The sequence below is a fragment of the Pseudomonas sp. Y24-6 genome, from assembly GCF_020295325.1.
GTDB lineage: Bacteria > Pseudomonadota > Gammaproteobacteria > Pseudomonadales > Pseudomonadaceae > Aquipseudomonas > Aquipseudomonas gregormendelii.
This window is the reverse complement of sequence record NZ_JACBXG010000005.1, coordinates 126,485-151,885: the sequence shown is the minus strand read 5'-3', so window position 1 is coordinate 151,885 and position 25,401 is coordinate 126,485. Positions and strand designations below refer to the sequence as shown.

The 25,401-nt window shown below is 61.3% G+C and carries 23 protein-coding genes; 9 read left to right on the top strand and 14 right to left on the bottom strand.

Features of this window, described 5'->3' with window-relative positions:
• The first annotated feature begins 3 nt into the window (after window positions 1-3).
• Window positions 4-1,059: an ABC transporter ATP-binding protein gene (locus HYI44_RS11650; protein WP_045058274.1), complete on the top strand. Its 1,056-nt coding sequence runs from the start codon at window positions 4-6 to the stop codon at window positions 1,057-1,059.
• A 132-nt stretch (window positions 1,060-1,191) separates the two neighbouring features.
• Here HYI44_RS11650 and HYI44_RS11645 read toward each other — a convergent pair whose 3' ends face one another.
• On the bottom strand, window positions 1,192-2,121 hold the full coding sequence (locus HYI44_RS11645; protein ID WP_225569469.1) for an AraC family transcriptional regulator: 930 nt from the start codon (window positions 2,119-2,121) through the stop codon (window positions 1,192-1,194).
• A gap of 334 nt (window positions 2,122-2,455) precedes the next feature.
• Here HYI44_RS11645 and HYI44_RS11640 point away from each other — a divergent pair, with 334 nt between their 5' ends.
• A complete protein-coding gene (locus HYI44_RS11640; protein WP_122840115.1) occupies window positions 2,456-2,809 on the top strand; it encodes a putative quinol monooxygenase in 354 nt (117 codons plus the stop codon).
• A 41-nt stretch (window positions 2,810-2,850) separates the two neighbouring features.
• Window positions 2,851-3,081, top strand: coding sequence for a hypothetical protein (locus HYI44_RS11635; RefSeq protein WP_045058271.1), 231 nt, complete (start codon window positions 2,851-2,853; stop codon window positions 3,079-3,081).
• A 15-nt stretch (window positions 3,082-3,096) separates the two neighbouring features.
• Here HYI44_RS11635 and HYI44_RS11630 read toward each other — a convergent pair whose 3' ends face one another.
• The 5 genes from HYI44_RS11630 to HYI44_RS11610 all read right to left on the bottom strand — a co-directional run bounded on the left by HYI44_RS11630 (window position 3,097) and on the right by HYI44_RS11610 (window position 10,270).
• Window positions 3,097-3,726: a flavin reductase family protein gene (locus HYI44_RS11630; protein ID WP_045058270.1), complete on the bottom strand. Its 630-nt coding sequence runs from the start codon at window positions 3,724-3,726 to the stop codon at window positions 3,097-3,099.
• A 199-nt stretch (window positions 3,727-3,925) separates the two neighbouring features.
• On the bottom strand, window positions 3,926-5,245 hold the full coding sequence (locus HYI44_RS11625) for an MFS transporter (RefSeq protein WP_122840116.1): 1,320 nt from the start codon (window positions 5,243-5,245) through the stop codon (window positions 3,926-3,928).
• Window positions 5,246-5,554: 309 nt separating this feature from the next.
• Window positions 5,555-6,880: a sigma-54-dependent transcriptional regulator gene (locus HYI44_RS11620; protein ID WP_225569468.1), complete on the bottom strand. Its 1,326-nt coding sequence runs from the start codon at window positions 6,878-6,880 to the stop codon at window positions 5,555-5,557.
• The gene (locus HYI44_RS11615) at window positions 6,865-8,640 is read right to left on the bottom strand and encodes an ATP-binding protein (protein WP_122840118.1); all 1,776 of its coding nucleotides are present in this window, start codon (window positions 8,638-8,640) and stop codon (window positions 6,865-6,867) included. Before HYI44_RS11615 ends, HYI44_RS11620 begins: the two co-directional genes overlap by 16 nt.
• 106 nt (window positions 8,641-8,746) lie before the next feature.
• Complete coding sequence (locus HYI44_RS11610) at window positions 8,747-10,270, bottom strand: fumarate hydratase (RefSeq protein WP_045058265.1); 1,524 nt, start codon at window positions 10,268-10,270, stop codon at window positions 8,747-8,749.
• A gap of 353 nt (window positions 10,271-10,623) precedes the next feature.
• On the opposite strand from HYI44_RS11610, the gene HYI44_RS11605 reads away from it, so the two are divergent.
• Together HYI44_RS11605 and HYI44_RS11600 are read left to right on the top strand one after the other, a co-directional pair.
• Window positions 10,624-11,730: a sensor domain-containing diguanylate cyclase gene (locus tag HYI44_RS11605; protein WP_225569467.1), complete on the top strand. Its 1,107-nt coding sequence runs from the start codon at window positions 10,624-10,626 to the stop codon at window positions 11,728-11,730.
• Entirely contained in the window at window positions 11,723-12,658 is a 936-nt protein-coding gene (locus tag HYI44_RS11600; RefSeq protein WP_122840120.1) for an iron-sulfur-binding ferredoxin reductase, read from the top strand. Before HYI44_RS11605 ends, HYI44_RS11600 begins: the two co-directional genes overlap by 8 nt.
• Window positions 12,659-12,747: 89 nt before the next feature.
• Here the strand turns inward: HYI44_RS11600 and pyk are convergent, their stop codons facing one another.
• Complete coding sequence (gene pyk / locus HYI44_RS11595) at window positions 12,748-14,199, bottom strand: pyruvate kinase (RefSeq protein ID WP_122840121.1); 1,452 nt, start codon at window positions 14,197-14,199, stop codon at window positions 12,748-12,750.
• 157 nt (window positions 14,200-14,356) lie between these two features.
• On the opposite strand from pyk, the gene HYI44_RS11590 reads away from it, so the two are divergent.
• Together HYI44_RS11590 and HYI44_RS11585 are read left to right on the top strand one after the other, a co-directional pair.
• Window positions 14,357-14,737, top strand: coding sequence for a tetratricopeptide repeat protein (locus HYI44_RS11590; protein ID WP_122840122.1), 381 nt, complete (start codon window positions 14,357-14,359; stop codon window positions 14,735-14,737).
• Between the two features lie 237 nt (window positions 14,738-14,974).
• Complete coding sequence (locus tag HYI44_RS11585) at window positions 14,975-15,334, top strand: PilZ domain-containing protein (protein WP_122840123.1); 360 nt, start codon at window positions 14,975-14,977, stop codon at window positions 15,332-15,334.
• A gap of 15 nt (window positions 15,335-15,349) precedes the next feature.
• Here HYI44_RS11585 and HYI44_RS11580 read toward each other — a convergent pair whose 3' ends face one another.
• Genes HYI44_RS11580 through HYI44_RS11555 form a run of 6 tightly spaced genes read right to left on the bottom strand, consistent with a single transcriptional unit; the run spans window position 15,350 to window position 22,066 of the window.
• On the bottom strand, window positions 15,350-16,681 hold the full coding sequence (locus HYI44_RS11580; protein WP_201147054.1) for a DUF58 domain-containing protein: 1,332 nt from the start codon (window positions 16,679-16,681) through the stop codon (window positions 15,350-15,352).
• Window positions 16,678-17,679 carry an AAA family ATPase gene (locus tag HYI44_RS11575; protein ID WP_225569466.1) on the bottom strand — a complete coding sequence of 334 codons (1,002 nt, stop codon included), beginning with the start codon at window positions 17,677-17,679 and terminating at the stop codon, window positions 16,678-16,680. The genes HYI44_RS11580 and HYI44_RS11575 overlap by 4 nt, the downstream gene beginning before the upstream one ends.
• Window positions 17,679-18,842 carry a DUF4350 domain-containing protein gene (locus HYI44_RS11570; RefSeq protein ID WP_225569465.1) on the bottom strand — a complete coding sequence of 388 codons (1,164 nt, stop codon included), beginning with the start codon at window positions 18,840-18,842 and terminating at the stop codon, window positions 17,679-17,681. Before HYI44_RS11570 ends, HYI44_RS11575 begins: the two co-directional genes overlap by 1 nt.
• Window positions 18,839-20,380: a DUF4129 domain-containing protein gene (locus HYI44_RS11565; protein WP_225569464.1), complete on the bottom strand. Its 1,542-nt coding sequence runs from the start codon at window positions 20,378-20,380 to the stop codon at window positions 18,839-18,841. Before HYI44_RS11565 ends, HYI44_RS11570 begins: the two co-directional genes overlap by 4 nt.
• The gene (locus HYI44_RS11560; RefSeq protein ID WP_225569463.1) at window positions 20,367-21,344 is read right to left on the bottom strand and encodes a stage II sporulation protein M; all 978 of its coding nucleotides are present in this window, start codon (window positions 21,342-21,344) and stop codon (window positions 20,367-20,369) included. Before HYI44_RS11560 ends, HYI44_RS11565 begins: the two co-directional genes overlap by 14 nt.
• A complete protein-coding gene (locus tag HYI44_RS11555; protein ID WP_122840128.1) occupies window positions 21,341-22,066 on the bottom strand; it encodes an RDD family protein in 726 nt (241 codons plus the stop codon). Before HYI44_RS11555 ends, HYI44_RS11560 begins: the two co-directional genes overlap by 4 nt.
• 181 nt (window positions 22,067-22,247) lie before the next feature.
• Between HYI44_RS11555 and sbcB the strand changes: the two genes are divergently transcribed.
• Window positions 22,248-23,678: an exodeoxyribonuclease I gene (gene sbcB / locus HYI44_RS11550; protein ID WP_225569462.1), complete on the top strand. Its 1,431-nt coding sequence runs from the start codon at window positions 22,248-22,250 to the stop codon at window positions 23,676-23,678.
• A gap of 99 nt (window positions 23,679-23,777) precedes the next feature.
• On the opposite strand, the gene mvaT is transcribed toward sbcB, so the two are convergent.
• Window positions 23,778-24,155 (bottom strand): histone-like nucleoid-structuring protein MvaT, encoded by a 378-nt coding sequence (gene mvaT / locus HYI44_RS11545; RefSeq protein WP_007933316.1) that lies wholly within the window; start codon window positions 24,153-24,155, stop codon window positions 23,778-23,780.
• 336 nt (window positions 24,156-24,491) lie between these two features.
• Between mvaT and purU the strand changes: the two genes are divergently transcribed.
• Window positions 24,492-25,340: a formyltetrahydrofolate deformylase gene (gene purU, locus HYI44_RS11540; RefSeq protein WP_045058252.1), complete on the top strand. Its 849-nt coding sequence runs from the start codon at window positions 24,492-24,494 to the stop codon at window positions 25,338-25,340.
• Window positions 25,341-25,401: the final 61 nt, after the last annotated feature.

The following is a 25,401-nucleotide window of genomic DNA, read 5'->3' as shown; positions in this document are numbered from 1 at the left end:
AACATGACTGGTCTGATTCTGGAAAACGTCGAAAAACACTACGGCTCGGCCTGCGCGGTCAAGGATGTGAACCTGCATTTGCCCGAGGGCAAGCTGGTGTGTTTTCTCGGCCCCTCGGGCTGCGGGAAAACCACCCTGCTGCGCATGATCGCCGGGCTCGAAACCCTCTCGGGCGGGGAGATCCGCCTGGACGGTGAAGACATCGGCCACACCCCGGCGCATCTGCGCAATTTCGGCATGGTGTTCCAATCCCTGGCGCTGTTTCCGCACATGACCGTGGGGGAGAACATCGCTTACCCTTTGAAGCTGCGTGGGGTCAGCAAGGCTGATCAACAGGCGCGGGTGGTGGAGTTGCTGCAGCTGATTCAGTTGCAGGAGATGATTGATCGCCCGGTGTCCAAGTTGTCCGGCGGGCAACGCCAGCGCGTGGCGATCGCCCGGGCAATTGCCTCACACCCGAAAATCCTGTTGCTGGATGAACCGCTGTCGGCGCTGGACGCCAAGCTGCGGGAATCGATGCAGGTAGAAATCCGCCAACTGCAACAGCGCCTGAACATCACCACCATCATGGTCACCCACGACCAGCGTGAGGCCATGACCATGGCCGATATCGTCGTCGTGTTGGGCGAACATCGGGTACAGCAGGTCGGGACGCCCATCGAGATTTACCGGCATCCGGCCAACGAGTTCGTTGCCGACTTCATCGGCTCGGGCAACATATTCCCGGCTACGGCGCTAGGCAATGGCAAGGTCGGTTTGCCCGGGGGGGACGCCCTGCAAGTGCCGATCTGCAGCAGCATAGTGGCGGGGGCGAAGGTCAAGATGCTGATTCGTCCCGAGGACCTCCAGCTGTCGCAGCCCCAGGCCACGGCGGGAAACCGTCTGCTCGGCAGGGTGACGTTCGTGCGCGACATCGGCGCGACGATTGAAACCACGGTGGAGTGTTCGGGGGTGTCGTTTACTGCCTTGAGTACGCCTTGCCAGGGCTTCGGCCTGAGCATCGGCAACCCGGTATCGGTGACCCTGCCGGCCGAGGCGTGCCGGGTGCTCGGCGCCTGATCCAGATTCGATGGCGGCCTTTGCGGCCTCATCGCGGGCAAGCCCGCTCCCACAGGTTCTGTGAACGCTACAGATTACTGTGGGAGCGGGCTTGCCCGCGATGAGGCCAGTTGCCACCCGACACTATTTGGATTACACCGACAACCGCAACCGCGCCAAATCCCTTAACGGCGGCGCACCGAACAGCCGGCTGTACTCCCGGCTGAACTGCGACGGGCTCTCATACCCCACTCGATACCCCGCCGCCGACGCATCCAGCCCTTCGGCCAGCATCAACCGCCGCGCCTCCTGCAAACGCAGCTGCTTCTGATACTGCAGCGGACTCATCGCGGTCATTGCCTTGAACCGGTGATGCAGCGTCGACACACTAAGGTTTACTTCCTTGGCCAGGTCATCGATGCGCAACGGTTGCTCGTAATTGCCATTGAGCCATTTGATCGCCTGGCTGATGCGATGGCTCTGGCTGTTGGCAATGGCAATCTCATACAGGCGATGCCCCTGCGGGCTGCGCAGCAGGCGGTAGAGAATCTCGCGGCGAATCAGCGGCGCAAGCATGCCGATGTCCTTGGGTGAATTGAGCAGGCGGGCCAGGCGCAGCACGGCGTCGAGCATCGCGGTATCGATCTGCTCCACGTACAGGCCGCGTCCCGCGGGGCGGGTCGGCACGCCAAGGGGGCCGGCGTCGGCAATCAGCGCGGTAATTTCCGCCGGGTCGATGTCCAGGCGCACGGCCAGTATCGGTTCTTCGCAAGTGACATTCAGCACCCGCCCACTCAGCGGCATCGAGACCGACACCACCAGGTAATTCAGCGGGTCGTAATTGAAAAACTCATCGGCCAGGCGCACCTCTTTTCGCCCCTGGGCCATGATGCACAGAGCCGGTTGCGCGAGCACCGGGGCAAAATCGTGGGACTTGCTGTGGCGCGACATGAACAGCGAGCCGACGGCCGTGGCATAGGTGCCATCATCCAGCGTGTTGCGGCGAATGATCGCGGCCAGCTCCGCCCGCTGTTTCTCCATGTCGGCGTCCAGCGGGGCTTCAAAGTGATCGAGCGACGACATGCACGGCATCCTCGGCGAAGTGGTGGGATGAGCAGAGCTTAAATTTGTGCAAGGAACAACGGTAGACACATCCTGCGAAATGCTTGCCTGATTCTGCAACGCGCTCAAGTGTTTCACGTTGGCGGCGGGCGCTAGCCGGGCAAACTTGCTTGAAAGTCATATTTCAACGCTGTGACAGGATTTACAGGTTGTTACAGGTTCCCGGAGAAGCGTGGCAGGATCGTGCAACAAGCCGGCAGGAATCGACTAACCGCGTTCTCCCGGGCGCGCTTAACCTTTGATCCTGTCGCAGCCCGTCCCACGGCTGCCACTTGAGTACCTGGGAGGGTTTAACATGTCTACGCAAATCCCCGTCAGCCATATGGCCTTTGTTCGTGCTCGTGCCGGGCGTTCGGCGGAACTGGGCGCGCGTCTCAGTGCCCTGATAGAACCGTCGCGTACTGCACCGGGCTGCCTGAGCTTCGCCTTGCAACATTCACAATGCGATCCGGAGTTGTGGCTGGTGTCCGGTTTCTGGCTCGATCAACAGGCCATGACCGCCTACTTCAGCACCCCGGCCATGCAGATTTTTGCCGAGTTGGTGGAGGACCTGGTGGTCAACAGCCTGGATTTTCATACCTTCGAGCAAGTATCAGCCGCCCAGGCGCTCGGACAGACCCGGTCCTGGGTACACAAAATGGCGGGTTGAGGGTTTAATGACGGCATTCTCAATCAGCCAGGATGCCCGACATGGCACGTAAAGCCTTTGAAACCTTCGAAGCCGTATCGGCCGTTGTCCCCCGCGAGGGCGGTTACTACGCGGCGATTGCCACCAAAGCCATCGGTAGCTCGGGCGCACCGCGCTTCAACAAGCTGCTGGAAGAACAGACCTTCAAGACCGCCAAGGAGGCGGACGAGGCTGCCGCCATGCAACTGACGCACCTCAAGGGCGTCGGCGAAGACGGCGAACTGATCTGGTAGTCATCTGAACAGTAGCTACCGGGTCGCCCCCGGGCGGAACATCTTGAACAGTGCCTCCGGCCCCAGCTGGAAGTAATCCGCCGGCCCGCCGCCGCGCAGAATCGGTTCTGCCGCGGCGGTGTCGTACACCCCATCCTTGAGTAGCCATTTGGCAATGTGCACGGCCACCACTTCGCCGAGTATCAGCCAGCTGGGCACCACATTGCCGTCAGCCCGTTGCAGCTGAATGATTTGCGTAACCTTGCATTCAAAGGACACCGGGCTTTCAGCAACCCGTGGCACCTGGATCACTTTCGAGGCAACGGGTGTCAGCCCGGACAACTCGAATTCGTTGACCTCAGGCCCGACCATCGCGCAGCTCTGATTCATCTGCTCGGCCAATGGACGAGTGGCCAGGTTCCAGGCGAATTCGCCGGTCTGCTCGATATTGTTCAAGCTGTCTTTGCGCCCGACGCTGGAGAACCCGATGATCGGCGGAATGTAGTTGAAGGCGTTGAAAAAGCTGTAGGGCGCCAGGTTGAGGCGGCCGTTGGCATCCTGGGACGAAATCCAGCCGATGGGCCGCGGCCCGACGATGGCGTTGAACGGATCGTGGGGCAGGCCATGGCCGTTGGCAGGTTCGTAGAAGTGGATGTCGTCGGGCATGAACGGGTTCCTGGGGATCGTTTCGGGTGGCTTCTGCAGGAGCGAGCTTGCTCGCGAAGAACGTGCGGGAAACGCGTTCCTCCAGGCGGCCCACGTTATCGTTGTCGTCCATCGCGAGCAAGCTCGCTCCTACAGTGGACACCACAATGAAAAAGGGGCAGGCCCGCGAAGGACTGCCCCTTTGATGACGCCAGCGGACTTAGTCCGTGGTGATGCGCGAGTGCTTGCGAGTGTCTTTCATGGTGATATACACCAGCAAAGACACTGCGATACACCCGGTCACGTACCAGTAGTAGCCGGTTTCCATGCCGCTGCTCTTGAACCACAGCGCGATGTATTCAGCAGTACCGCCGAAGATCGAAACGGTCAGCGCGTAAGGCAAGCCAACACCCAGTGCACGGATTTCGGTCGGGAACAGTTCGGCTTTCACAACCGCGTTGATCGAGGTGTATCCGCTGACGATGATCAGCGCCGCCATGATCAGGAAGAACGCGCCCCACCAGCTCTGCACGGTGTGCAGGGCGGTCAGGATCGGCACGGTGAACAGCGTGCCAAGGACGCCGAAGGCGATCAGGATCGGTCGGCGACCGACTTTATCCGAGAGCCCGCCTACCAGCGGTTGCAGGCACATGAACAGGAACAGCGTGGCTGCCGAAATCGTGGTGGAGTCGGAGATGCTCATACCGACCGTGTTCACCAAGTACTTCTGCATGTAGGTGGTGTAGGTGTAGAACGCCAGGGTGCCGCCCATGGTCAGGCCGACCACGGTGAGCAGTTCCTTGGGGTGGCGCATCAAGGTGCGCATGGCGCTTTCCTTGGCCTTTTCTTTCTTGGTGAAGGACTCGGTCTCTTCCATGCCGCGACGCAGGTAGAGCGCAACCACGGCACACAGCGCACCGATGGCGAACGGGATGCGCCAGCCCCAGGCATACAGTTCCTCGGTGGTGAGGACGTTCTGCAGGACGATCAGTACACCCAGCGCGATGAGCTGGCCGGAGATCAGGGTCACGTACTGGAAGCTCGAGAAGAAACCGCGACGGTCCTTGGTCGCCATCTCGCTGAGGTAAGTGGCCGAGGTGCCGTACTCGCCACCGACCGACAGGCCTTGCAGCAAACGGGCGAAAATCAGCAGGATCGGCGCGCCGATGCCGATGGTTTCATAGCCCGGGCTCAGGGCGATCAGCAGCGAACCGAAGCACATCAGGTAAACCGAGGCCATCAATGCTTTTTTACGACCAACCTTGTCGGCGTACAGGCCCATCAGCCAGCCCCCGATCGGACGCATCAGGAAGCCTACGGCGAAAATCGCGGCGGTATTGAGCAGCTGTGCGGTGGTATCGCCTTTAGGGAAAAAGGCTTTGGCGAAGTACAGCGAGAACGCGGCGTAGACGTACCAGTCGTACCACTCGACCATGTTGCCGACCGAACCGCTGAAGATCGATCTGATGCGACTGGAGGTGGTTCTGGTCTTGGCCGGCACGGCAGCCGATCCTGCGGGCAGGGTGTTGGAGTTATCCATTGAAGGATCCTTAATCTAATTGTTGTATTGGAGCGCATTGAAACGCAGCCTGCGGGGGCTATAGCAGGAGCTGTGCCAACGGGGGGAGGGCCGGTTTAGAGGGGTTTGGACGGGTGCGTAAGCGGATTTCCGCTTATTGGAAAATGGGGGTGAGCGGAAATTCGCTTATCAGCTTGCAGATGTGTATTGGCAGCAACGGCCTCTTCGCGGGCAAGCCGGCTCTCAAAGGGATCAAGGTGGAACACGGATATGTGCTCGGCCACAAAACCTGTGGGAGCGGGCTTGCCCGCGAAGAGGCCGATCCAGGCGCTACAAAAACATCTCGCGAGTCAGCCCATGGCGCTGCATCTTTTCATTGAAGGTGCGGCGCGGCAGTTGCAACTCTTCGAGCACCGCTTTCACATCGCCTTTATGCCGGGTCAAGGCCGCCCGCAGGCAGTGTTCTTCGAAAGCCTCCTGACGAGCCGCCAGTGACTGCCCCGGTTCGCTGCCCACCGGTGCCGGCTCATCGAGCCCCAGCACCTGGCGCTCGGCTACGTTGGCCAGTTCACGGACGTTGCCGGGCCAGTCATGGCTGAGCAAGTGGCTTAACTGCGCGCCGGTCAGTGGTGGAAATGTGCGGCCCAGGCGATCGGCGGCGCTCTGGGCGAAGGTTTCGAACAGCAGCGGGATGTCCTCGCGCCGGTCTCGTAGCGGCGGCAGGCGCAGTTCGGCGACGTTCAGGCGATAGGCCAGGTCTTCACGGAAGCGTCCGGCCCGGGCTTCGTCCAGCAGGTCGGGCTTGGTTGCGGCGATGATTCGCAGGTCCACGCGAATGCTCTGGTTCGAACCCAGGCGCTCGAGTTTCTGTTCCTGTAGCACTCGCAGCAATTTCACTTGCTGGGCCAGTGGCATACTTTCGATTTCATCGAGAAACAGCGTGCCGCCGTCGGCGTATTCGAGCTTGCCGATGCGCTTGCCCTGGGCGCCGGTGAATGCGCCACTTTCATGGCCGAACAGTTCGGCCTCAAACAATTGCTCGGGGATCGCTGCGCAATTGAGCGCCACAAAGGGCTTGGCGGCCCGTGTCCCGAAGTCGTGCAGGCAGCGAGCAACCAGCTCCTTGCCACTGCCGGTTTCACCGCGGATCAACACATTGACCGGCAATGCCGCCAGTTCCAGCACTTGCCGGCGTAACGTCTGCAGTCCTCGGGATATTCCCAGCAGTGTGGCGTCGAGCTTGGCGCGGTTGTCGGCCTGTTCATGCAGGGCGCGGTTTTCCAGCACCAGCCGGCGTTTGTCTAGCGCGCGTCGCAGGCTGCCGAGTAACGTCTCGGGGCTGAAGGGCTTTTCGAGGAAGTCGTAGGCGCCGTCGCGCATCGCGTCCACGGCCATCGGCACATCGCCGTGGCCGGTCAGCAGGATCACCGGCAAATCGGCATCGCGCCGCTGGACCTCGGCCAACAGCTCCAGGCCGGTCATACCGGGCATGCGCACGTCGCTGAGGATCACGCCAGGAAAGTGCCGGGGCAACTGCGCCAGGCACTCTTCGGCGCGACTGAACAACTGCACTTCGAAGCCTGACAGGCTCAACCATTGTTCGACGGCGCTACGAATGCTGCTTTCGTCGTCGACGACGATCACTGAGTTGAGCATGGGCCCTGGGCCTCCTGGTCGATCGGCAGGGTGAGGGTGAAAGCGGCGCCGTTACCCTGGTTGGTCGCGCTCAGGCGGCCGCCGGATTCGTGAGCGATGGCAAAGGATACGGCCAGCCCGATGCCCAGGCCATCGCCCACGGGTTTGGTGGTGAAAAACGGATCGAAGACTTTTGCCAGGTGTTCCTCGGCAATGCCGCCACCATTATCGGACACGGTCAGGCGCCACAGCTTTTCATCTTCTTCCAACCGGATTTCCAGGCGCTTGCAGGGCTTGTCGTGCATCGCGTCCAGGGCGTTGCGCAATAGATTGATCAGCACCTGCTCCAGGCGAATCGAATCACCACGCACCCAGGCCGGGCGCGTCAGGTGCAGCACCGTGCTGACCTGTTCCTCGCGCAGTCGGGTTTCGAGCAGTTGCAGCGCCTGGTCCACCACAGTCGCCAGGTCCAGGCGTTCGCGCAGGCCGCTGGGGCTCTTGCGGGCAAACGTCTTGAGGTGGCCGGTCAGGGCAGCCATGCGCGTCAGCATGTCATCCACCGGTTTGAGTGCCTTGTAGGCGTCATCTACCCGGCCGTGGTCGAGCAACAGGCGCAGGGTGGCCAGTTGCATGCGCTGGGCGGTCAGCGGCTGGTTGATTTCATGGGCCAGGGCGGCGGACATCTGGCCCAGGGCGGCGAGTTTGGCCGACTGCACCAGGCCATCCTGAGCGGTGCGCAGGTCGCGGGTGCGTTCTTCGACCAGGCGCTCGAGCTCTTCGCGACTGCGCTGGCGGATCCTGGCCAGACGCCAACGCTGATTGAGAAATAGCAGAAGGAAAACCAGCGCCAGCCACGACCCGGCTGCAGCCAGTGCAGCAGTGCGGCTGTCTTCAAAGGGCACCTGCGGGCGACGCAGCAGATGCAGGGTCCAGCCTTCGGCGGCCAGGGGCAGGGATTCCCACAGGTAGTCAACTTTGCCATCCGGGCCATCGACCCGCGCCAGGTGACTGTTGTCGTCGAAACTCTGCAGGGGCTGATAGTCCAGCTGTTTCAGGGGCTGCTTGTCGTACTGGCGGGTGGCCTTGAGTTCGGCGTGATCGCTGTCATTCAGTGGTTTGAGCAAGCGATAACGCCAGCCTGGCTGATTGGCAATGAAGATCACGCCGCGGGCATCGCTGACCAGCAAAGTATCGCTGCCCTGGCGCCATTCACGCTCCAGCTCGGGAAACTCGAGCTTGACCACCATGGCACCGAGGAAGCGCCCATCGTCGGCAGTCACCGCACTGGACAGGAAATAACCGGGAATCCCGCTGGTCACCCCCACTGCATAGAAGCGTCCGGACCCCAGGGTGCGGGTCTGGCTGAAGTAGGGACGAAAGCCATAGTTGTGGCCGACGTAACTGCTGGGCAGGCGCCAGTTGCTCGCGGCCACGGCGAGACCGGTTTCATCGAGCAGTTCCAGGGTCGAAGACTCGGCGGCGCCGTTGATCTTTTCCAGCTTGCGGTTGAGCAGGTCCTGCTGTTGGGCCGTCAATGGTCCATCGAGTGCCGAACGCAACTCAGGGTCCAGGGCCAGCACAGCGGGCAGGGCGCGGTAGCGTTCGATCAAGGTGTGCAGCGAGGTCGCGTACAAACCCAGCTGCTGGTTGGCCCGGGCAGCGTCCTCCACCAATGCCTGGCGCTCGGCATGGCGCATGGCCAGGGTGGCGGCGATGACGGCGCCGGCAACGATGACGAGGGAGTAGAGCGTCAGGCGCAAGGGGCGAGAGGACTCGAACATGCTGGGCGTTACACAACGGGACGGTGGGCGCGCACCATAGCATGAGCCATAAAAAAGGCGACAGGAGCATGACCCCTGTCGCCTTTGCCAGACGTGTCTGAAAGGCTTACTGCACTTCTACCGCCAGGCTTTCACTGATCTTTTTCTGCCAGATGGCAGGACCGGTGATGTGTACCGATTCACCCTTGCTATCCACTGCAACGGTTACCGGCATGTCTTTCACGTCGAACTCGTAGATCGCTTCCATGCCCAATTCGGCGAAAGCCACCACGCGGGATTTCTTGATGGCTTGCGCCACCAGGTAAGCCGCGCCGCCCACTGCCATCAGGTAAACGGCTTTGTGGTCCTTGATCGCTTCGATGGCGGTCGGGCCGCGCTCGGATTTGCCGATCATGCCCAGCAGGCCGGTTTGCTCGAGGATCTGGCGGGTGAACTTGTCCATCCGCGTTGCAGTGGTCGGGCCGGCAGGGCCAACCACTTCTTCGCGCACCGGATCAACCGGGCCGACGTAATAGATGAAGCGACCCTTGAGGTCCACCGGCAGGGTTTCGCCCTTGTTCAGCATCTCGACCATGCGCTTGTGCGCAGCATCGCGGCCGGTGAGCATCTTGCCGTTGAGCAGGACCGTTTCGCCCGGCTTCCAGCTCTGCACTTCTTCCGGGGTCAGGGTGTCGAGGTTGACGCGACGAGCCGACGGGCCGGCTTCCCAGACGATTTCCGGGTAGGCGTCCAGCGGTGGCGCCTCCAGCGAGGCCGGGCCGGAACCGTCGAGCACGAAGTGCGCGTGACGAGTAGCGGCGCAGTTGGGGATCATGCACACCGGCAACGAAGCGGCGTGGGTCGGGTAGTCCATGATCTTCACGTCGAGCACGGTGGTCAGGCCTCCGAGGCCCTGGGCACCGATGCCCAGCTGGTTGACCTTCTCGAACAGCTCCAGGCGCATCTCTTCGATACGGTTGGACGGGCCGCGCTTCTTCAGCTCGTGAATGTCGATGGATTCCATCAACACTTCCTTGGCCATCACCGCAGCTTTCTCGGCGGTGCCGCCAATGCCGATGCCGAGCATGCCCGGTGGGCACCAGCCGGCACCCATGGTTGGCACGGTTTTCAAGACCCAGTCGACGATCGAGTCGGACGGGTTGAGCATGGCCATCTTCGACTTGTTCTCGGAGCCGCCGCCCTTGGCCGCCACGTCCACTTCAACGGTGTTACCCGGAACGATGGAGTAGTGGATAACTGCCGGGGTGTTGTCTTTGGTGTTCTTGCGAGCGCCTGCCGGGTCGGCGAGGATCGAAGCGCGCAGGACGTTTTCCGGCAGGTTGTAGGCGCGACGTACGCCCTCGTTGATCATGTCGTCCAGGCCCATCGTGGCGCCATCCCAACGTACGTCCATGCCCACGCGGACGAACACGGTGACGATGCCGGTGTCCTGGCAGATCGGGCGGTGGCCGGTGGCGCACATGCGCGAGTTGATCAGGATCTGTGCCATCGAATCACGGGCCGCTGGCGATTCTTCGCGCAGGTAGGCTTCGTGCATCGCCTGGATGAAATCCACGGGGTGGTAATAGGAAATGAACTGCAGGGCGTCAGCAACGCTCTGAATCAGGTCGTCTTGCTTGATCACGGTCATGAGTCGCGCTCCTCTTAAAGACGGGAACATTCAATAAGGTGCTTGCAGCTTGGGTGCATCGGTCGGTTGCAAGCACCTTTCAAGGCACGCCGGGGCTGCTGGCGCGACGCTAAAAAGGCGCGGCAGTATAGCGCGCCTCGGTTTGGTAAACACCCGCCAGAGGTCATTCGTTGGTCGCATAGGGTTCAGGCGTCATCGAAGGCAGGATTGACCAGCAAGTCGAGTCATGGTTTTGACGCCATTTTTTCGATCTTAGAATTGATTGGTCATTTATCAGGCTCGCCACTAAAGTGGCATCCGGACTGTAGAGTAGGACACTCAAACAGCGTTTTTTTCGCACGGTGAGTCAACGATTGACCCATAACGCCATCCAACGACTTTTACTCAAACGCTTCGCCCTCGCCGCCGGTACCTATGCCCTGGCCTTGCTGCTACTGTGGCTGGCTTTTTTTACCGGCCATTACGATGCGCCCCTTGCCAGTGTGGTCATTGGCAGTGTGCTGGTGGTCATCACTCAGGTGGCACTGTTCGGGTATTTCTACAGTGGCCGCAACCTGCGCCTTGCCGACCCCAGTCTGACCGAAGCACAGGTGCTGCTGGGCCTGGCCTGGCAAACCTGGTTGATTGCCCACCTGGACGATGCCCGCGGCGCGTTCCTGGTCTTTTATGTATTGATCCTGCTGTTTGGCCTGTTCCATCTGTCGCGCCATGCGTTCATTCGTTGCGCGCTGCTGGTGTTCTTCAGTTTCAGCGCTATCACACTGTGGGACGGTTACCATTTTCAGCTGGCTGACCCGGCTCTGGCCATCCTGCAGGTTTGCCTGCTGTTTATCGTGCTGGTCTGGCTGGTGTTTTACGCCCGTTATGTCCAGGCCTCGCGACAGCGCATGCGCCAGCGCCGTTTTGCCTTGCAGGCGCACCAGGACACCCTGCGCGGAATGATGCGCCAGCTCGAAGACCTGGTGGCCACCGATGAGCTGACCGGCCTGTTCAACCGCCGGCACTTCCTGCGCCTGGCGACCCGCGAGTTGAACGCGATGGATGCTGATGTCGTGCACGGCCTGGCACTGATCGACCTGGATCACTTCAAGCGAATCAATGATGTCCACGGCCATGCTGCCGGCGATCAGGTGCTGCAGGCGTTTGCGGCGGTCGCCAGCGCCTGTCTGCGCGAAGGTGACGTACTCGCCCGCTATGGCGGCGAAGAGTTCGTGGTGCTGCTGCCCGACTGCAATGCCGAGCGCCTGACTTCATGTTGCGAGCGTTTGCGCATCGCCTTTACCGACGTCGAGCTGATCGGCATCAGCGTCAGCCACCTCAGCCTGTCGGCGGGCATGACATTGCTGGAGTTGGGTGACGATCTGGACGATGCCTTGCACCGCGCCGACCAGGCGCTTTATCGCGCCAAACGCGACGGGCGCAATCGCTGCGCGGCGGCGTGGGAGAACGCCGATGCCTGAGTTGCGCGTGGGCGAGCGGCGGTGGTCGGTCGCGCCGGGCAGCAACCTGCTCGACGCGTTGAACAGCAACGGCGAGGCCGTGCCATATAGCTGCCGCGCCGGCAGCTGTCACGCGTGCCTGGTGCAGTGCCTGCAAGGGCTGCCCAGCGACACCCGGCCCGACGCCCTCAGTCCCGAGCAGCGCCAGCAGGGTTGGCGGCTGGCCTGTCAGTGCCAGGTGGTGGAGGATCTGCAGGTGCATGCCTTCGATCCACAGCACGATGGTCGCCCCGCCGAGGTGAGTGCGATCGATTGGCTCAGCGCCCATGTGTTGCGCCTGCGCCTGGTGCCACAACGCCCTTTGCGTTATAGCGCCGGGCAGCATCTGGTGCTGTGGGCGGGACAAGTCGCACGACCCTACTCGCTTGCCAGCCTGCCTCAGGAAGACCGGTTCCTGGAGTTTCACATCGATTGCCGGCAACCGGGCGCGTTCAGCGATGCCGCCCGGCTGATGCAGATCGGCGATTCGATCCGTCTTGGCGAGTTGCGCGGCGGGGCACTGCACTATGATGCGGACTGGCACGACCGCCCGCTATGGCTGTTGGCGGCGGGCACTGGGCTGGGGCCGTTGTTCGGCATCCTGCGCGAGGCATTGCTGCAGGATCACCAAGGGTCCATCCGCGTGATTCACCTGGCCCACGACCCCAGCGAGCACTACCTGGCCAAGCCGCTACAGGCCATGGCCGCCACCCGCCCGAACCTCAGCATCGAGCTGTGGACCCCGGCGGATCTGCCCACGACACTGGCACAACTGCGCCTGGTTTCCCGGCAGACCCAGGCCTTGCTATGCGGCGGCCCCGACAGCGTTGATGCCTTTGCCCGGCGCCTGTACCTGGCGGGACTGCCGCGCAATCAACTATTGGCCGACGCCTTCCTGCCCCGCGGTTGAGTGCTGTTGGCTGGCGGGGGCCCATCAGATACCCCAAAAAAAGGCCCCCCAGCGCGAACTGGGGGGCCTCCTTTTTACTGGCTGAAGTCTCAGACCATCGGGTCGCCAACGTGCAGGATCTTCATGCCGTTAGTGCCGCCAATGGTGTGGTAGCTATCGCCTTTGGTCAGAATCACCCAGTCGCCTTTCTCCACGACGCCGCGCTTGAGCAACTCGTCGATTGCAGCCTGGCTGACTTGCTCAGGCGGCAATGATGCCGGGTCGAACGGTACGGTGTAGACGCCACGGAACATGGCCGCGCGCGCCTGGGTTTCACGGTGCGGTGAGAACGCGTAAATCGGTACCGAGGAGCGGATGCGCGACATGATCAGCGGCGTGTAGCCACTTTCGGTCAGGGCGATGATCGCCTTCACGCCCGGGAAGTGGTTAGCGGTGTACATGGCTGCCAGCGCGATGCTCTGGTCGCAGCTTTCGAAAACCTTGCCGATGCGGTGGCTGGAGGTCTTGCTGGTTGGGTGCTTTTCAGCGCCGATGCAGATGCGCGCCATGGCCTGTACGGCTTCCAGCGGGTAGAGACCGGCAGCACTTTCGGCAGACAGCATCACGGCGTCGGTGTAGTCGAGCACGGCGTTGGCTACGTCGGACACTTCGGCACGGGTTGGCATCGGGTTCTGGATCATCGACTCCATCATCTGGGTCGCCACGATCACGGCTTTGTTGTGGCGGCGAGCGTGCAGGATGATTTTCTTCTGGATACCCACCAGCTCGGCGTCGCCGATTTCCACTCCGAGGTCGCCACGGGCAACCATCACCGCGTCGGAAGCCTTGATCAGGCCGTCGAGGGTTTCATCGTCGGCCACGGCTTCGGCGCGTTCGATCTTCGCCACCAGCCAGGCGGTACCGCCAGCTTCGTCGCGCAGTTGGCGCGCGTATTCCATGTCTGCGGCGTCACGCGGGAAGGACACGGCGAGGTAATCAACCTCCATTTCAGCAGCCAGCTTGATGTCGGCTTTGTCTTTCTCGGTCAGGGCCGGTGCAGTCAGGCCGCCGCCGCGACGGTTGATACCTTTGTGGTCCGACAGCGGACCGCCAATGATCACGGTGCAGTTCAGTTCGGTGGCGGTCGCGGTGTCGACGCGCATCACCACGCGACCGTCGTCGAGCAACAACTCGTCGCCCACGCCGCAGTCCTTGACCAGGTCCGGATAGTCGATGCCGACGATCTGCTGGTTGCCTTCGGTCAATGGATGGCTGGTGGAGAAGGTGAATTGATCACCGATCTTCAGCTCGATCTTCTTGTTGGCGAATTTGGCGATACGAATTTTCGGGCCTTGCAGGTCACCCAGCAGGGCGACGAAGCGGCCGTGCTTGGCAGCAAGGTCCCGCACCAGCTTCGCGCGAGCCTTGTGCTCGTCGGGGGTGCCGTGGGAAAAGTTCAGGCGGGCGACGTCCAGGCCAGCCAGAATCAGCTGTTCTAGAACTTCCGGCGAGTTACTGGCCGGGCCAAGGGTAGCGACGATTTTGGTACGACGGACGGACATGCAAAGACTCCTGAGTTCAAGCGCTGAGTGAGGCTACTATGCTCTTGGGTTGTAGTCATTGTTCCCGTGCACTACTTATTCGTTTGTCTGTTGAAACGAACATTGCTGAAGATTTTCGCCGACGGGTCGATACAGAGCTCAAGACAGGAGAACCCTCATGCGATTCGTGCTCATAGCCGCCCTGGCCCTCAGTATCACGGGCTGCACCCGTTGGTCGATGAACCATCATTTAAATAACGCCTACAGTGCTTACGACCGCGGCAATTGCGAGCAAGTGACGCTCGAACTGTCGAAAGTCGAACGCGCCAGCCGCGCGCGGCCTTATGTATGGCCGGAAGTGTCGATGTTGCGCGGATTGTGCCTGGAACGGCAGAAACTGTTTGTCGATGCCGCGCAAACCTATCAATTCATCCTCGCATCGTACCCGCAAAGCGAATACGCGTTCCGCGCCCGTGCTCGCCTGGAGACCCTGCAGTCACTGGGCCATTACCCGCTGCGCAGCACCAGCACCAGCGCCGTGCGGGCGACGCGTTTCTGATTACAGTTGTCATACCAAGCCTGGCTCACCGCGTGCGGTGAGCTATAGTCCAAGGGCCCGGGTCTGGGGCCCTGTCTCCAGACAGGCGCCACACCTGTGATCGGCCCAAGTAAGCGGCAGCGGTTCAACGGACTGTCGAACCAGGATCGGGGAGAGCGTACCCATTGCCCACGCAGGCGGGTCCGTTCCGAAGCATTAGTGCGGCCCTGCTTAAGGGCCTGGCAAAGCGAATTCAGCATGTTCACCAACCGCCGGATCGAACGGCATCAGCTGCCGTATTTTCTGAGAGTGTTTAACAGCGTGACAGACAAACCCATCGGGTTCCTGGGTAATGTGTCCGAGGACGGGCTGATGTTGATCAGCCAGTTGCCGATGATGGTCGGCGCCGATTTTGATTTGCGCCTCAAAATCCCGGCCACTGATGGCAGCCAACAGATCATCGATGTGCGGGGATGTTGTCTTTGGTGCCACGAAGACGCGACGCCGCATCATTACGATGCCGGTTTCAGCCTGCAGCGAACGCCTGCGGAATATGGGTATCTGGTCAGCGCCCTGAGGCAGTACTTCAGTTTCCAGCCGTTGCCGGCCTCGGCCTGACAGCAAGCGCAAGCTTCAGGTGCTGCCACTGCGCTTCAGGCTTAAATAGTGCGTCACCAGCGCTGCCCCCAGTTCCCCCGGGCGCACATCCACCACCGGTACGCCATGGGCGCTCAGTCCCTCGTGGAGCTGCGCCCGTGAGTTCATGTAGTCCACCGTGCCGCAGTAGGTGAGTGATTCCTCGAGGGTCTGCACCGGAGTCTGCAGCACGCGGTCGAGCACCTCTTCGCGCAAGCTTGCCAGCAGCACCCTGTGTTGTTTGCCCAAGCGTTGGACGGCGCTGAGCAAGCCTTCATCGTCCTCGTCCCGCAGATTGGTGATCAGCACCACCAGGGCGCGGCGTTTCTGCCGGGCCAGTAGCTGGCTGGCGGCTGCCTGGTAATCCGCAGGGCGCTGGGTGGTGTCCAGGTCATAAACTGCATTGAGCAACACGTTGAGCTGGCCGCTGCCTTTGACCGGCGCCAGATAGCGCGGCTGGTCGCTGGCAAAAGTGCACAGGCCCACGGCGTCGCCCTGGCGCAAGGCGATATAGCTCAACAGCAGGCAGGCGTTGAGGGCGTGATCGAAGTGCGCCAGCTCGCCGTCCTGGCTGCGCATGCGCCGACCGCAGTCGAGCATGAAAATGATCTGCTGGTCGCGTTCATCCTGGTATTCCCGGGCAATCGGCGTGCGCTGGCGTGCGGTGGCTTTCCAGTCGATCTGTCGCAGGCTGTCACCCTCGCGAAATTCGCGCAGCTGATGAAACTCCAGACCCAGGCCCCGGCGTTGCCGCTGGCGCACCCCGAGCTGGCTGAGCCAGTTGTCTACTGCCAGTAGCTGGCCGCCGTAGAGGTGGGCGAAGTCGGGATAGACGCGGGTGCTGTCGATCACGGGTAACAGGCGCTTGCGGGTCCACAGGCCCAGTGGACTCGCCAGATTGATTTCGCAATGTTCGAAACTGAAGTGGCCGCGCTTGAGTGGGCGCAGACGATAACTGAGCTGGCTGCGATGTCCCGGTTGAAGTTCGACCGACAGTGGCAGGTTCTCGACGCTCAGGCCATCGGGAGCGTGGTCATGCAGTTCAAGGATTCGTGAGTGTGCTGAGTCATGTTCGACCTCCAGTCGCACGTCACTCCAGCGCCCCAGAGCCAGGCTTGTGGGCATATGCCGGGTGATCCGCGGCGAGGCTTGGCGGCTGGCACGCACGGCGTCGAGGATCGCCAGCATCAGCAGCGCCAGGAGCAATCCCCAACTGATCGACGCCAGACTGGCGGGCAGCGCGACGCCGAGCGCGCGTAACGCTCCGAGCGCGATACCGATGGCCAGCAGCAATGCCAGCCAGATCAGCAGCAGGCGCGAGGGTTTCACAGCCGCGGTGCCGGCACTTGATCGAGCAACTGCCTGAGCACCTGGTCAACGTCCAGGCCTTCGATATCCAGCTCCGGGGTAATGCGCACCCGATGGCGCAGTACCGCAAGGGCGCAGCCTTTGATGTCATCGGGGATCACGAACTCGCCGCCGCGCAACAACGCCCGCGCCCGGGCACAGCGCACCAGCGCGATGGATGCCCGTGGCCCGGCGCCAAGGGTCAGGCCCGGCCAGCTGCGGGTGGTGCGCGCCAGGCGAACGGCGTAGTCGAGCACCTGGTCATCCAGTGCCAGGTCGCTGGCAATGCGCTGCAGGGCCAGTACGTCCTTGGCCTGTAGCACCGTGCGCAAAGGCTGTACGTCGAGCATGTCGGCGCGGGTCGAGCGGGTGACCTGACGCACCATGTCCAATTCCTGGCTGGCGTCGGGATAATCCATGCGCACCTTGAGCATGAAGCGGTCCAGTTCAGCTTCGGGCAGAGGGTAGGTGCCTTCCTGTTCGATCGGGTTTTGCGTGGCGAGCACCATGAACGGTTGCGCGATGGGCAGGGCGCGGCCTTCGAGGGTGACTTGGCGTTCCTGCATGGCTTCCAGCAGCGCCGCCTGCGTCTTGGCCGGGGCGCGGTTGATCTCATCGGCCAGCAGCAGGTTGGTGAACAGCGGACCCTTGCGCAACTTGAACTGTTCGGTCTGCAGGTCGTAGACCGCGTGCCCGGTGACGTCGCTGGGCATCAGGTCCGGGGTGAACTGGATGCGCGCAAATTCACCGCCGAAGCATCGGGCCAGGGCGCGCACCAGCAGGGTCTTGCCCAGTCCCGGCACCCCTTCGAGCAGGACATGTCCGCCCGCGATCAGGGCGGTCAGCACGTCATCGATCACTGAATCCTGGCCGATCAGTGCCTTCTGCAACTCAGCCCTGACCGCCTGGGCCAGCTGGCTGGCGCGCAGGCGTTGCTGGGCAGCGTGGCTTGGCGTTCCAGGTTCTGGCTGTTCACTCATCATAAGGCGTTCCTCAAGGATTGCAGGTGGGCCACCTGGCGGCTGAAGTCGGCGCTGTTGAGCCGCTGCTTCGGTCGCGGGCTCATGGCCTGGCTAATAGCGCGTGTGGGGTGGCCGGTCAGGCGTGACAGCACCAGCCATTGTTCGGCGACGCCGAGTTGATCAAACCCCTGGTGACGGCGTCGCACGCGCCGCAGGATGTCCTGTCGCAAGGCTTGCAGCAGGCTCTGCTGGCCATTGCGGCGCAGCATGAAAGCAGCGCTGGCGCGCAAGTGTTCCAGCAGTTGGCGGCGCGCTGGCGCAGGGGGTTCCTGCAACGGGCCATGGCGTACGCCGGCGTGCCAGCAGCCCAGGCCGATCAGCGCGATCAACGCCACCAGTGCCTGGGGGAAATAGCGCAGCAGCAGGGTCACCAGGTTGTCGTGATCGGTATTGAACACCAACGTCACCTGCGTATCGGCGGTGAGGTACCAGAGCAGCCAGGCATTGTCGTACTGGTCGATGGCCGGGTTTTTCCACAGGTCGGCGTCGGTAACCACCACGATCGAGCCCAATCCGTGATTGAGTTGCATCATGTGCGTGGCCTTGGCGCTGTTGGCCCAGGCCTGCGCCAGGTTGTGCGGGTCTTCGAGATGAAAGGCGGTGTCGAAACCGGCGTAGGCCGGCCCTGCGTCATCTTCCAGGTAAAGCTTGGTGAGTTTGGGGTAGGGGTTATCACCGGGCGCTGTCGGCGGATCTTTCAGGTCCTTGCTCAGGGATTGATGCAGCTGTACGCGGTCGAGCAGCAGGTCGTTGCTTTGCCCGGTCCTGTCATCCCACAGGGACTCAGCGACGAACACCAGGCGCCCGCCTGCACGGGTCCAGTTCATGATCTGGTCGACCTGCCTGGGCGTCATGTTGTACCGATCGCCGAACAGCAACAGGCTGTGCTGGCGCGGATCGAGCGAGGGCAGGATGTCGAGGCCATTGGCGTGGCCGACGCTCAGGCTCTGTTTGCGCAGGAATTGTTCGGCTGCCAGATAAGGGTTGGCCAGGGCTTCGGGCGCGGGACCGTGATCGATCTGCTCCTGATAAGGCGTGGCCTTCAGATACAGGTAGATAGCCAGGCACGCCACCAGCACCGCGATGATCGTGCCGAGCACCAGGCCGTAACCGCGTTTCAACGCGAGGCTCCCGGGCCGAACAAGGCACGCCAGCCGTCACACAATTGCTGTTGTGCCAGTGTGGGAGGCACGCAATGCCCGTAGGCCATGTTCTGCCAGTGACCGGTAAGGCTTTTACTGAAGGCGACCAATGCCGGCTGGTTCAATTGTTCGATACGCTGCAGCACCTCGCCTTCGGTGTCGGCCGGTTTCAGCGGCATGTTGAAGTCGTGCAGCAAGTGGCTTAGCAGGGCACGATAGAGCAAGCCCAAGGCTTCTCGGGGTTGGGTCTGCCACAGCCGTTCGGCACTGGCGGCAATGTCGGCGGGCAAGGTTTCGCGGCCAAGGTCGAGGCCGAATGCCTGCCGGGGCGGCGCCTGCAGTGTTTTTCGGTTTGTTGGCGGACGACGGCTGACGAAGGCCTGCAGCCAGTCGCGGTAATGCCAGATCAACAAGCCCGCCGCCCCGATCACTGCGCCCCACAGCAACGCTTCGAGCAGCGTCGCCACTGCGCCGAAACGCTGTGCGTTGAGCAGTTCGAGTAATGCCTTGAGCCAGCCAGGGGTGGGGTCATCATCAGCGTTTCCAGGGCCCGCTTGCTCTTCGCCGAAGCGATAGCGGGTCACGGTTTCTTTATTCTTGAACGGCGGGTTATCAAGGATTGCCTTGATGCTGTCCCGGGAGGCCTGGCTGGTCAGGGGTTGTTCCAGAAGGCGCGGGCTATCAGGGGAAACGGCCGGCACTGCGGCCCAGGAATCTTGCATCGTGGGCATCATTAAAAAACTCGCCAGCAGTACAATGGCGGCAGTGCTCAGGCGCTGGCGCAGTCGGCGAAACACCAGTTCGAGGTCCCAGGCCTCCAGCACCGTGCGCCGGTTCAGGTACAGGCTGAAACCACAGGCTACATAGATCGGTTCCCACACGATCAACACCAGCACGTAAAAGAGATTGCTCAGGTGTTCGAGCCACCCCCAGTCCTGCTGACTGGCGGAAATCAAGGCTTGCCAGCCCCAGTCGACTTCAATCTGTTGCGGCAGCAGCAGATAGAACAGCACCATCAGGCCAATCCACAATGTGCTCTCCAGGTGCACGCCGATGACCGTCAGCCAGCGCGCCGCATTGGCGTCGCGCTGCATCAGGACCTGCAGGCGCTGTTCCCTTGCCTGGCCATCGAGGCCTTCGAGTTGCATGACAGGCATCAGGAAACTGCGGCTCAGGCTCAGGCGGCGCCAGGTCAGGCTGGCGATTAACTGAGGCTTTAGCAGCCGCGGCCATTGGCGCAGCGCCTGTTTTAATGTCGGTGTTTCACCGAACAGTGCTGTCGACAGGATGAACAATGGCAGGCGCTCGAATGCCGGTTTCAACCACCAGAAGATGAACACGGCCAGGGTGGGTGAATCCCATAGCAGCACACTAAGCAGCGCAAAAACGGGCAGGGTCACGATGGCCCAACTGGTCATCAGCAAGCGGCGATGACGCTGGCATAGCAGCACACCCAGGTCCATGGCTTCCCAGGTTCGGCGGGGGCGAATCACGACCGTTGCATCACTCAGGCGCATGGCGCGTCCGTCCGGCAAACAGTAGATACGCGCTGACCAATGACCAGAGCACGGCGCCGACCAGGTACTTGATGGCGGGTGCCGGCCCGGTCATCGATGACCAGTACGCTTCGATAAACGCGGCAATTACCAGAAACAGCATCACCCCACAGATCAGCCCCACGCTTGTCCTGGCCGCCGTTCGCAAGGCCTCGGCGCGCCTCAGCCGTCCCGGCGCGATCAACGCCCAGCCCAGTTGCAGGCCCGCAGCACCCGCCAGCACGATGGCCGTGAGTTCAAAGGCGCCGTGCCCGATCACGAACGACCAGAAGGTTTGCCCGAAGCCGATATGGGTCAGGTGGCCGGCCACCGCGCCGATCATCAAGCCGTTGAAGACCAGGAAAAACGCGCTGCCAAGGCCAAACAGCAACCCGCTGGCGAAGGTCTGAAAGGCGATGCCGATGTTGTGCATGATGTAGTAGCCGAACATCACCCAATCCTCGCTGGCGGCCCGTTCCGGCGTGCGCCCCAGCTGACCGGATTCGGGGTTATACATTTCCTGCATTTGCCTGACCTGCTCCGCCGGAATCAGGTTGTAGATCAGCTCCGGAAACCAGTAAACCAGCAGCGCAAAACCGATCAGGCTGGCGAAGAACAACAGGCCTGCCGCGAGGACGAAGTGCCACTGCTCGCGCACCAGTCGCGGAAAGTCGGCCAGGATAAACGCCAAGGTCTTGGCTCCCAGCTGGCCGCGTTGGCGGTACAGTTGCTGATGACCACGCAGGGCCAGTTGCTGCAATGAGTCAACCAGGAAGCTGCTGTAGCCACGCTCACGGGCCAGCGCCAGTTGATGGCACAGGCGACGGTAGTCCGCAGGGAAACTGCTCGCGCCGGAGGTTTTTTTACCCCGTTCCAGGCCGTCGAGCGTCAGGGAAAATCGCTCCCATTCAACCTTGTGGCGGTTCTCGAACAGACTCTGCTTCATGCCGGCCCCATCAAGCCGCGGGCAATCCCGCCGAGTTCGGCGACGGCCTTCGGTTCGTGGAGTTGCAAGGGTTGGGCGACGATGGCGGCCAGCTCGCCGGCCCGTGCTGCAGAAAGGTCACCCTGACGTTCGGCAAATCCGAGGATGGCCCGCTGCTCGGCCAGGGTAAGGGTCACCACGGGACGACGGGGTTCGACGTCAGGCAGCGCCGGGCGCTTGGGCGGTTGTTCGCGGTAGATCACCAGCGTGCCGGCGGCGAGGTCGCCCAGGCGTTTGAAGGTAGGGTGTTGCAGGCAACTGATCGCGCCCAGGGCATAGCCGAAGGGCAGCATGTCAACGAACCGCAGCAGGTTGCGCAACAGCGAGGCGGACCAGCCGACCGGGGTGCCATCGTCCTGTACGACGCGCAACCCCATCCACTGCTTGCCCGGCGAACGGCCCTGGTTGAGCACTTCAAACAGCACCATGTACCACCAGCTCACGACGAACAGCAGGATCGAACCCAGGCCAGCGCCGAGCTTGCCCAGAAAAGACAGCACGATGAACAGCAAGCCGAGGATCAAGCCGCGCAAGGCCAGGTCGATGGAGAAAGCCAGTACACGTACCACCAGCCCGGCCGGACGCAGTGGCAGGTCGATGCCCTCTGGCGTCTCGACCTGATGCCGCGTGTCCAGTGGCGGTGACAGCGTCGCTTTCCTTGGCAGTGCCGGGGTCTCGAGCATGGGCAACCTTGATGTAGCCTGTTCGGGATTCGATCGACTGGATGCTAACAGCCTCGCGGGGGGAAACGACATCACAATGTAATACCCCGTATGCAACTTGCGCTGCCGGAATCACATCAGCACTGGCCGCAGCCTTGCTTGAACGCCTAGACTTTGCCGATCTTCAGTTCAGGAACAGCCCGTGACTTCCATCTTCTGGTACGACTATGAAACCACCGGCATCAATCCGCGCTGCGATCGCCCGCTGCAAGTTGCCGGCATCCGCACCGACTTCGCGCTGAATGAAATTGACGAGCCGGTCAACCTGTACTGCCAGCCCAGCGAAGATATCCTGCCGCATCCTGCCGCCTGTGCGATCACCGGCATCACGCCCGGGTGCCTGGCCGAGCGAGGTTTGAGCGAAGCCGATTTCATGACCCGGGTGCACGCCCAACTCGCCGCACCGGGCACCTGCGGCGCCGGCTACAACACGTTGCGCTTCGACGATGAAATGACCCGTTACAGCCTGTACCGGAATTTCTTCGACCCTTACGCCCGCGAGTGGCAGGGCGGTAACAGCCGCTGGGACCTGATCGACGTGGTGCGCGCCGCCTACGCCCTGCGCCCCGATGGCCTGGCGTGGCCGACGGACGAACAGGGTAGAGTGACACTCAAGCTCGAACGCCTGACGGCAGCCAACGGCATCGACCACGGCAACGCCCACGAAGCGCTGTCGGACGTGCGCGCCACTATCGCCCTGGCGCGGCTGATCCGGCAAAAGCAGCCAAAACTTTACGACTGGCTCTTTCAGTTGCGCGGCAAGCAGAAGGTGCTGGATCAGATCCGTCTGCTGCAACCCATGGTGCACATCTCCGGGCGCTTCTCGGCGGCGCGCAACTATGTCGGGGTGGTCTTGCCCCTGGCGTGGCACCCGAAAAACAAGAACGCCCTGATTGTCTGTGACTTGCACCTCGATCCCCAATGCTTGCTCGATCTGGATGCCGAAGCGCTTCGCGAGCGCCTGTATACCCGCAGCGATGATCTGGCCGAGGGCGAATTGCCGGTGCCGTTGAAACTTATTCACATCAACAAGTGCCCGGTCGTAGCGCCCTTGTCGGTACTGCGTGAGCAGGATCAGCACCGCCTTGGGCTGGACATGACGCTTTATCAGGCGCGTGCGCTGCGGCTAAGTGACGCACAGCAAGTTTGGAAAGATAAAGTTCAGGCGATCTATGCCCGCGAAGGTTTTCCTGCCAGTGATGACCCGGAACAACAGTTATACGATGGTTTTATCGGCGATCGGGATCGGCGTTTGTGTGAACAAGTCCGGTCGGCAGATCCCGCGCAACTGGCACAACAGAAGTGGCCGTTCGATGATGAACGCCTCCCAGAATTATTGTTTCGATATCGCGCGCGCAACTTCCCTGACACCCTGAGTTTCGAAGAACAGGAACGCTGGCAGATATTCTGTCGGCAGCGTTTGTCTGCACCTGAGTGGGGCGCGCCCAATACCCTCAACTCTTTTGCAGAGGCCGCAGCTCAACTGATGCTTACTGCCACGCCGGAGCAGTGTGCAGTGCTGGATGACTGGCAAAAATATGTCCAGGTATTACGGGTTCGTTTGAACCTTTGAAAACGAACATGCCCGGTGTTGAATGCCGGGCATAAAAAAACGCCAGCATTTAGCTGGCGTTTTTTTTGGCGCGGATCAGTCTGCGCCACGCTCTGTGGCTTAGCCCAGCAGAGTCGCCCAGCCTTCAACCACGTCACCGCCCCACTTGGCTTTCCACTCTTTCAGAGTCTTGTGGTTGCCACCTTTGGTTTCGATGACTTCACCGTTGTGCGGGTTTTTGTATTGTTTAACTTTGCGAGCACGCTTGGTGCCAGTAGTTTTTACTGCGCCACCGCGTGGAGCCTTGGTTTTGGATTCCGGATCCAACAGCGCAATGATGTCGCGCAGGGACTTGGAGTACTCGCCCATCAAGGTGCGCAGTTTGCCTTCGAATTCCAGCTCGGTTTGCAGTTTGTCGTCTTGGGACAGATTCTTCAACCGGGCTTGCAGCTCTTTAATAGCTTCTTCGGTGGCGCGATATTCGTTGATCAAGGACATGAGGACTACCTTATGATGGACGCTGGATAGCAGGTGACAGTGCGCCAATAATAGTCAGGGTGTTTCATCAAGTAAACATTTAACCGAAGTTTATTTAATTCACTTACGATGAGTAGGCGATAAATTGTGCGGGCAATTAAACACTCTGAACCGGTCTTCGCCCATCTTCACAATTGTCGCTTGAATATCGGCTGTCAGAGCACCATCGCGCGCAGCGGAACCGTTGCCGGAGCTGTTTCCCCGGGCCAGGCGCAACACCCGCCATCATCAGTACTGCAGTTTTGCTGCGTAATCGCTAGAATGGCGGCCTTTGCGAAGTTCTGGAGTTTCCCCCTCATGCGCACTTTTCGGCTGGTGATTGCTTGCCCGGACCGCGTCGGTATCGTTGCTAAAGTCAGTAACTTTCTGGCGTCACATAATGGCTGGATCACTGAAGCGAGCCATCACTCGGACAACCTCAGTGGCTGGTTCTTCATGCGTCACGAAATCCGTGCCGACTCGCTGCCTTTTGGTATTGAAGCTTTTCGCGAGGCCTTCGCACCTATTGCCGAAGAGTTCTCGATGAACTGGCGCATTACCGATACCGCACAGAAGAAACGTGTTGTATTGATGGCCAGCCGTGAATCCCACTGCCTGGCTGACCTGCTGCACCGCTGGCACAGCGATGAGCTCGATTGCGAAATCTCCTGCGTGATTTCCAACCACGATGACTTGCGCAGCATGGTCGAGTGGCATGGTATTCCTTACTACCACGTTCCGGTGAACCCGCAGGATAAGGAACCGGCATTCAAGGAAGTCTCGCGTCTGGTCAAACAGCACGATGCCGAGGTGGTGGTACTTGCCCGATACATGCAGATCCTGCCGCCGGAGTTGTGCAGCGAGTACGCGCACAAGGTGATCAACATTCACCACAGCTTCCTGCCTTCGTTCGTTGGTGCCAAGCCGTATCACCAGGCTTCGCTGCGTGGCGTGAAGTTGATCGGTGCCACTTGCCACTACGTGACCGAAGAGCTGGACGCCGGTCCGATCATCGAACAGGACGTGGTGCGTGTCAGCCATAGCGACAGCATTGAAGACATGGTGCGATTTGGCCGGGATGTAGAGAAGATGGTGTTGGCCCGTGGCCTGCGTTATCACCTCGAAGATCGGGTGTTGGTCCACGGCAACAAGACTGTGGTGTTCTGATAGCCGCACCACCTTGTTGAATTTCGAAGGGCCTGGGCGTTCAATCGCGGCAGGCCCTTTG

Coding starts and splice junctions, on each gene's coding strand:
- HYI44_RS11625 (WP_122840116.1), bottom strand. CDS start 5,245: ATGGATAACTCCAACACCCTGCCCGCAGGATCGGCTGCCGTGCCGGCC.
- HYI44_RS11560 (WP_225569463.1), bottom strand. CDS start 21,344: ATGAAGCAGAGTCTGTTCGAGAACCGCCACAAGGTTGAATGGGAGCGA.
- HYI44_RS11590 (WP_122840122.1), top strand. CDS start 14,357: ATGCGATTCGTGCTCATAGCCGCCCTGGCCCTCAGTATCACGGGCTGC.
- HYI44_RS11615 (WP_122840118.1), bottom strand. CDS start 8,640: ATGTTCGAGTCCTCTCGCCCCTTGCGCCTGACGCTCTACTCCCTCGTC.
- HYI44_RS11575 (WP_225569466.1), bottom strand. CDS start 17,679: ATGAGTGAACAGCCAGAACCTGGAACGCCAAGCCACGCTGCCCAGCAA.
- HYI44_RS11555 (WP_122840128.1), bottom strand. CDS start 22,066: ATGCTCGAGACCCCGGCACTGCCAAGGAAAGCGACGCTGTCACCGCCA.
- pyk (WP_122840121.1), bottom strand. CDS start 14,199: ATGTCCGTCCGTCGTACCAAAATCGTCGCTACCCTTGGCCCGGCCAGT.
- HYI44_RS11635 (WP_045058271.1), top strand. CDS start 2,851: ATGGCACGTAAAGCCTTTGAAACCTTCGAAGCCGTATCGGCCGTTGTC.
- HYI44_RS11600 (WP_122840120.1), top strand. CDS start 11,723: ATGCCTGAGTTGCGCGTGGGCGAGCGGCGGTGGTCGGTCGCGCCGGGC.
- HYI44_RS11650 (WP_045058274.1), top strand. CDS start 4: ATGACTGGTCTGATTCTGGAAAACGTCGAAAAACACTACGGCTCGGCC.
- HYI44_RS11610 (WP_045058265.1), bottom strand. CDS start 10,270: ATGACCGTGATCAAGCAAGACGACCTGATTCAGAGCGTTGCTGACGCC.
- HYI44_RS11585 (WP_122840123.1), top strand. CDS start 14,975: ATGTTCACCAACCGCCGGATCGAACGGCATCAGCTGCCGTATTTTCTG.
- HYI44_RS11630 (WP_045058270.1), bottom strand. CDS start 3,726: ATGCCCGACGACATCCACTTCTACGAACCTGCCAACGGCCATGGCCTG.
- HYI44_RS11565 (WP_225569464.1), bottom strand. CDS start 20,380: ATGCGCCTGAGTGATGCAACGGTCGTGATTCGCCCCCGCCGAACCTGG.
- HYI44_RS11645 (WP_225569469.1), bottom strand. CDS start 2,121: ATGTCGTCGCTCGATCACTTTGAAGCCCCGCTGGACGCCGACATGGAG.
- purU (WP_045058252.1), top strand. CDS start 24,492: ATGCGCACTTTTCGGCTGGTGATTGCTTGCCCGGACCGCGTCGGTATC.
- HYI44_RS11620 (WP_225569468.1), bottom strand. CDS start 6,880: ATGCTCAACTCAGTGATCGTCGTCGACGACGAAAGCAGCATTCGTAGC.
- HYI44_RS11640 (WP_122840115.1), top strand. CDS start 2,456: ATGTCTACGCAAATCCCCGTCAGCCATATGGCCTTTGTTCGTGCTCGT.
- mvaT (WP_007933316.1), bottom strand. CDS start 24,155: ATGTCCTTGATCAACGAATATCGCGCCACCGAAGAAGCTATTAAAGAG.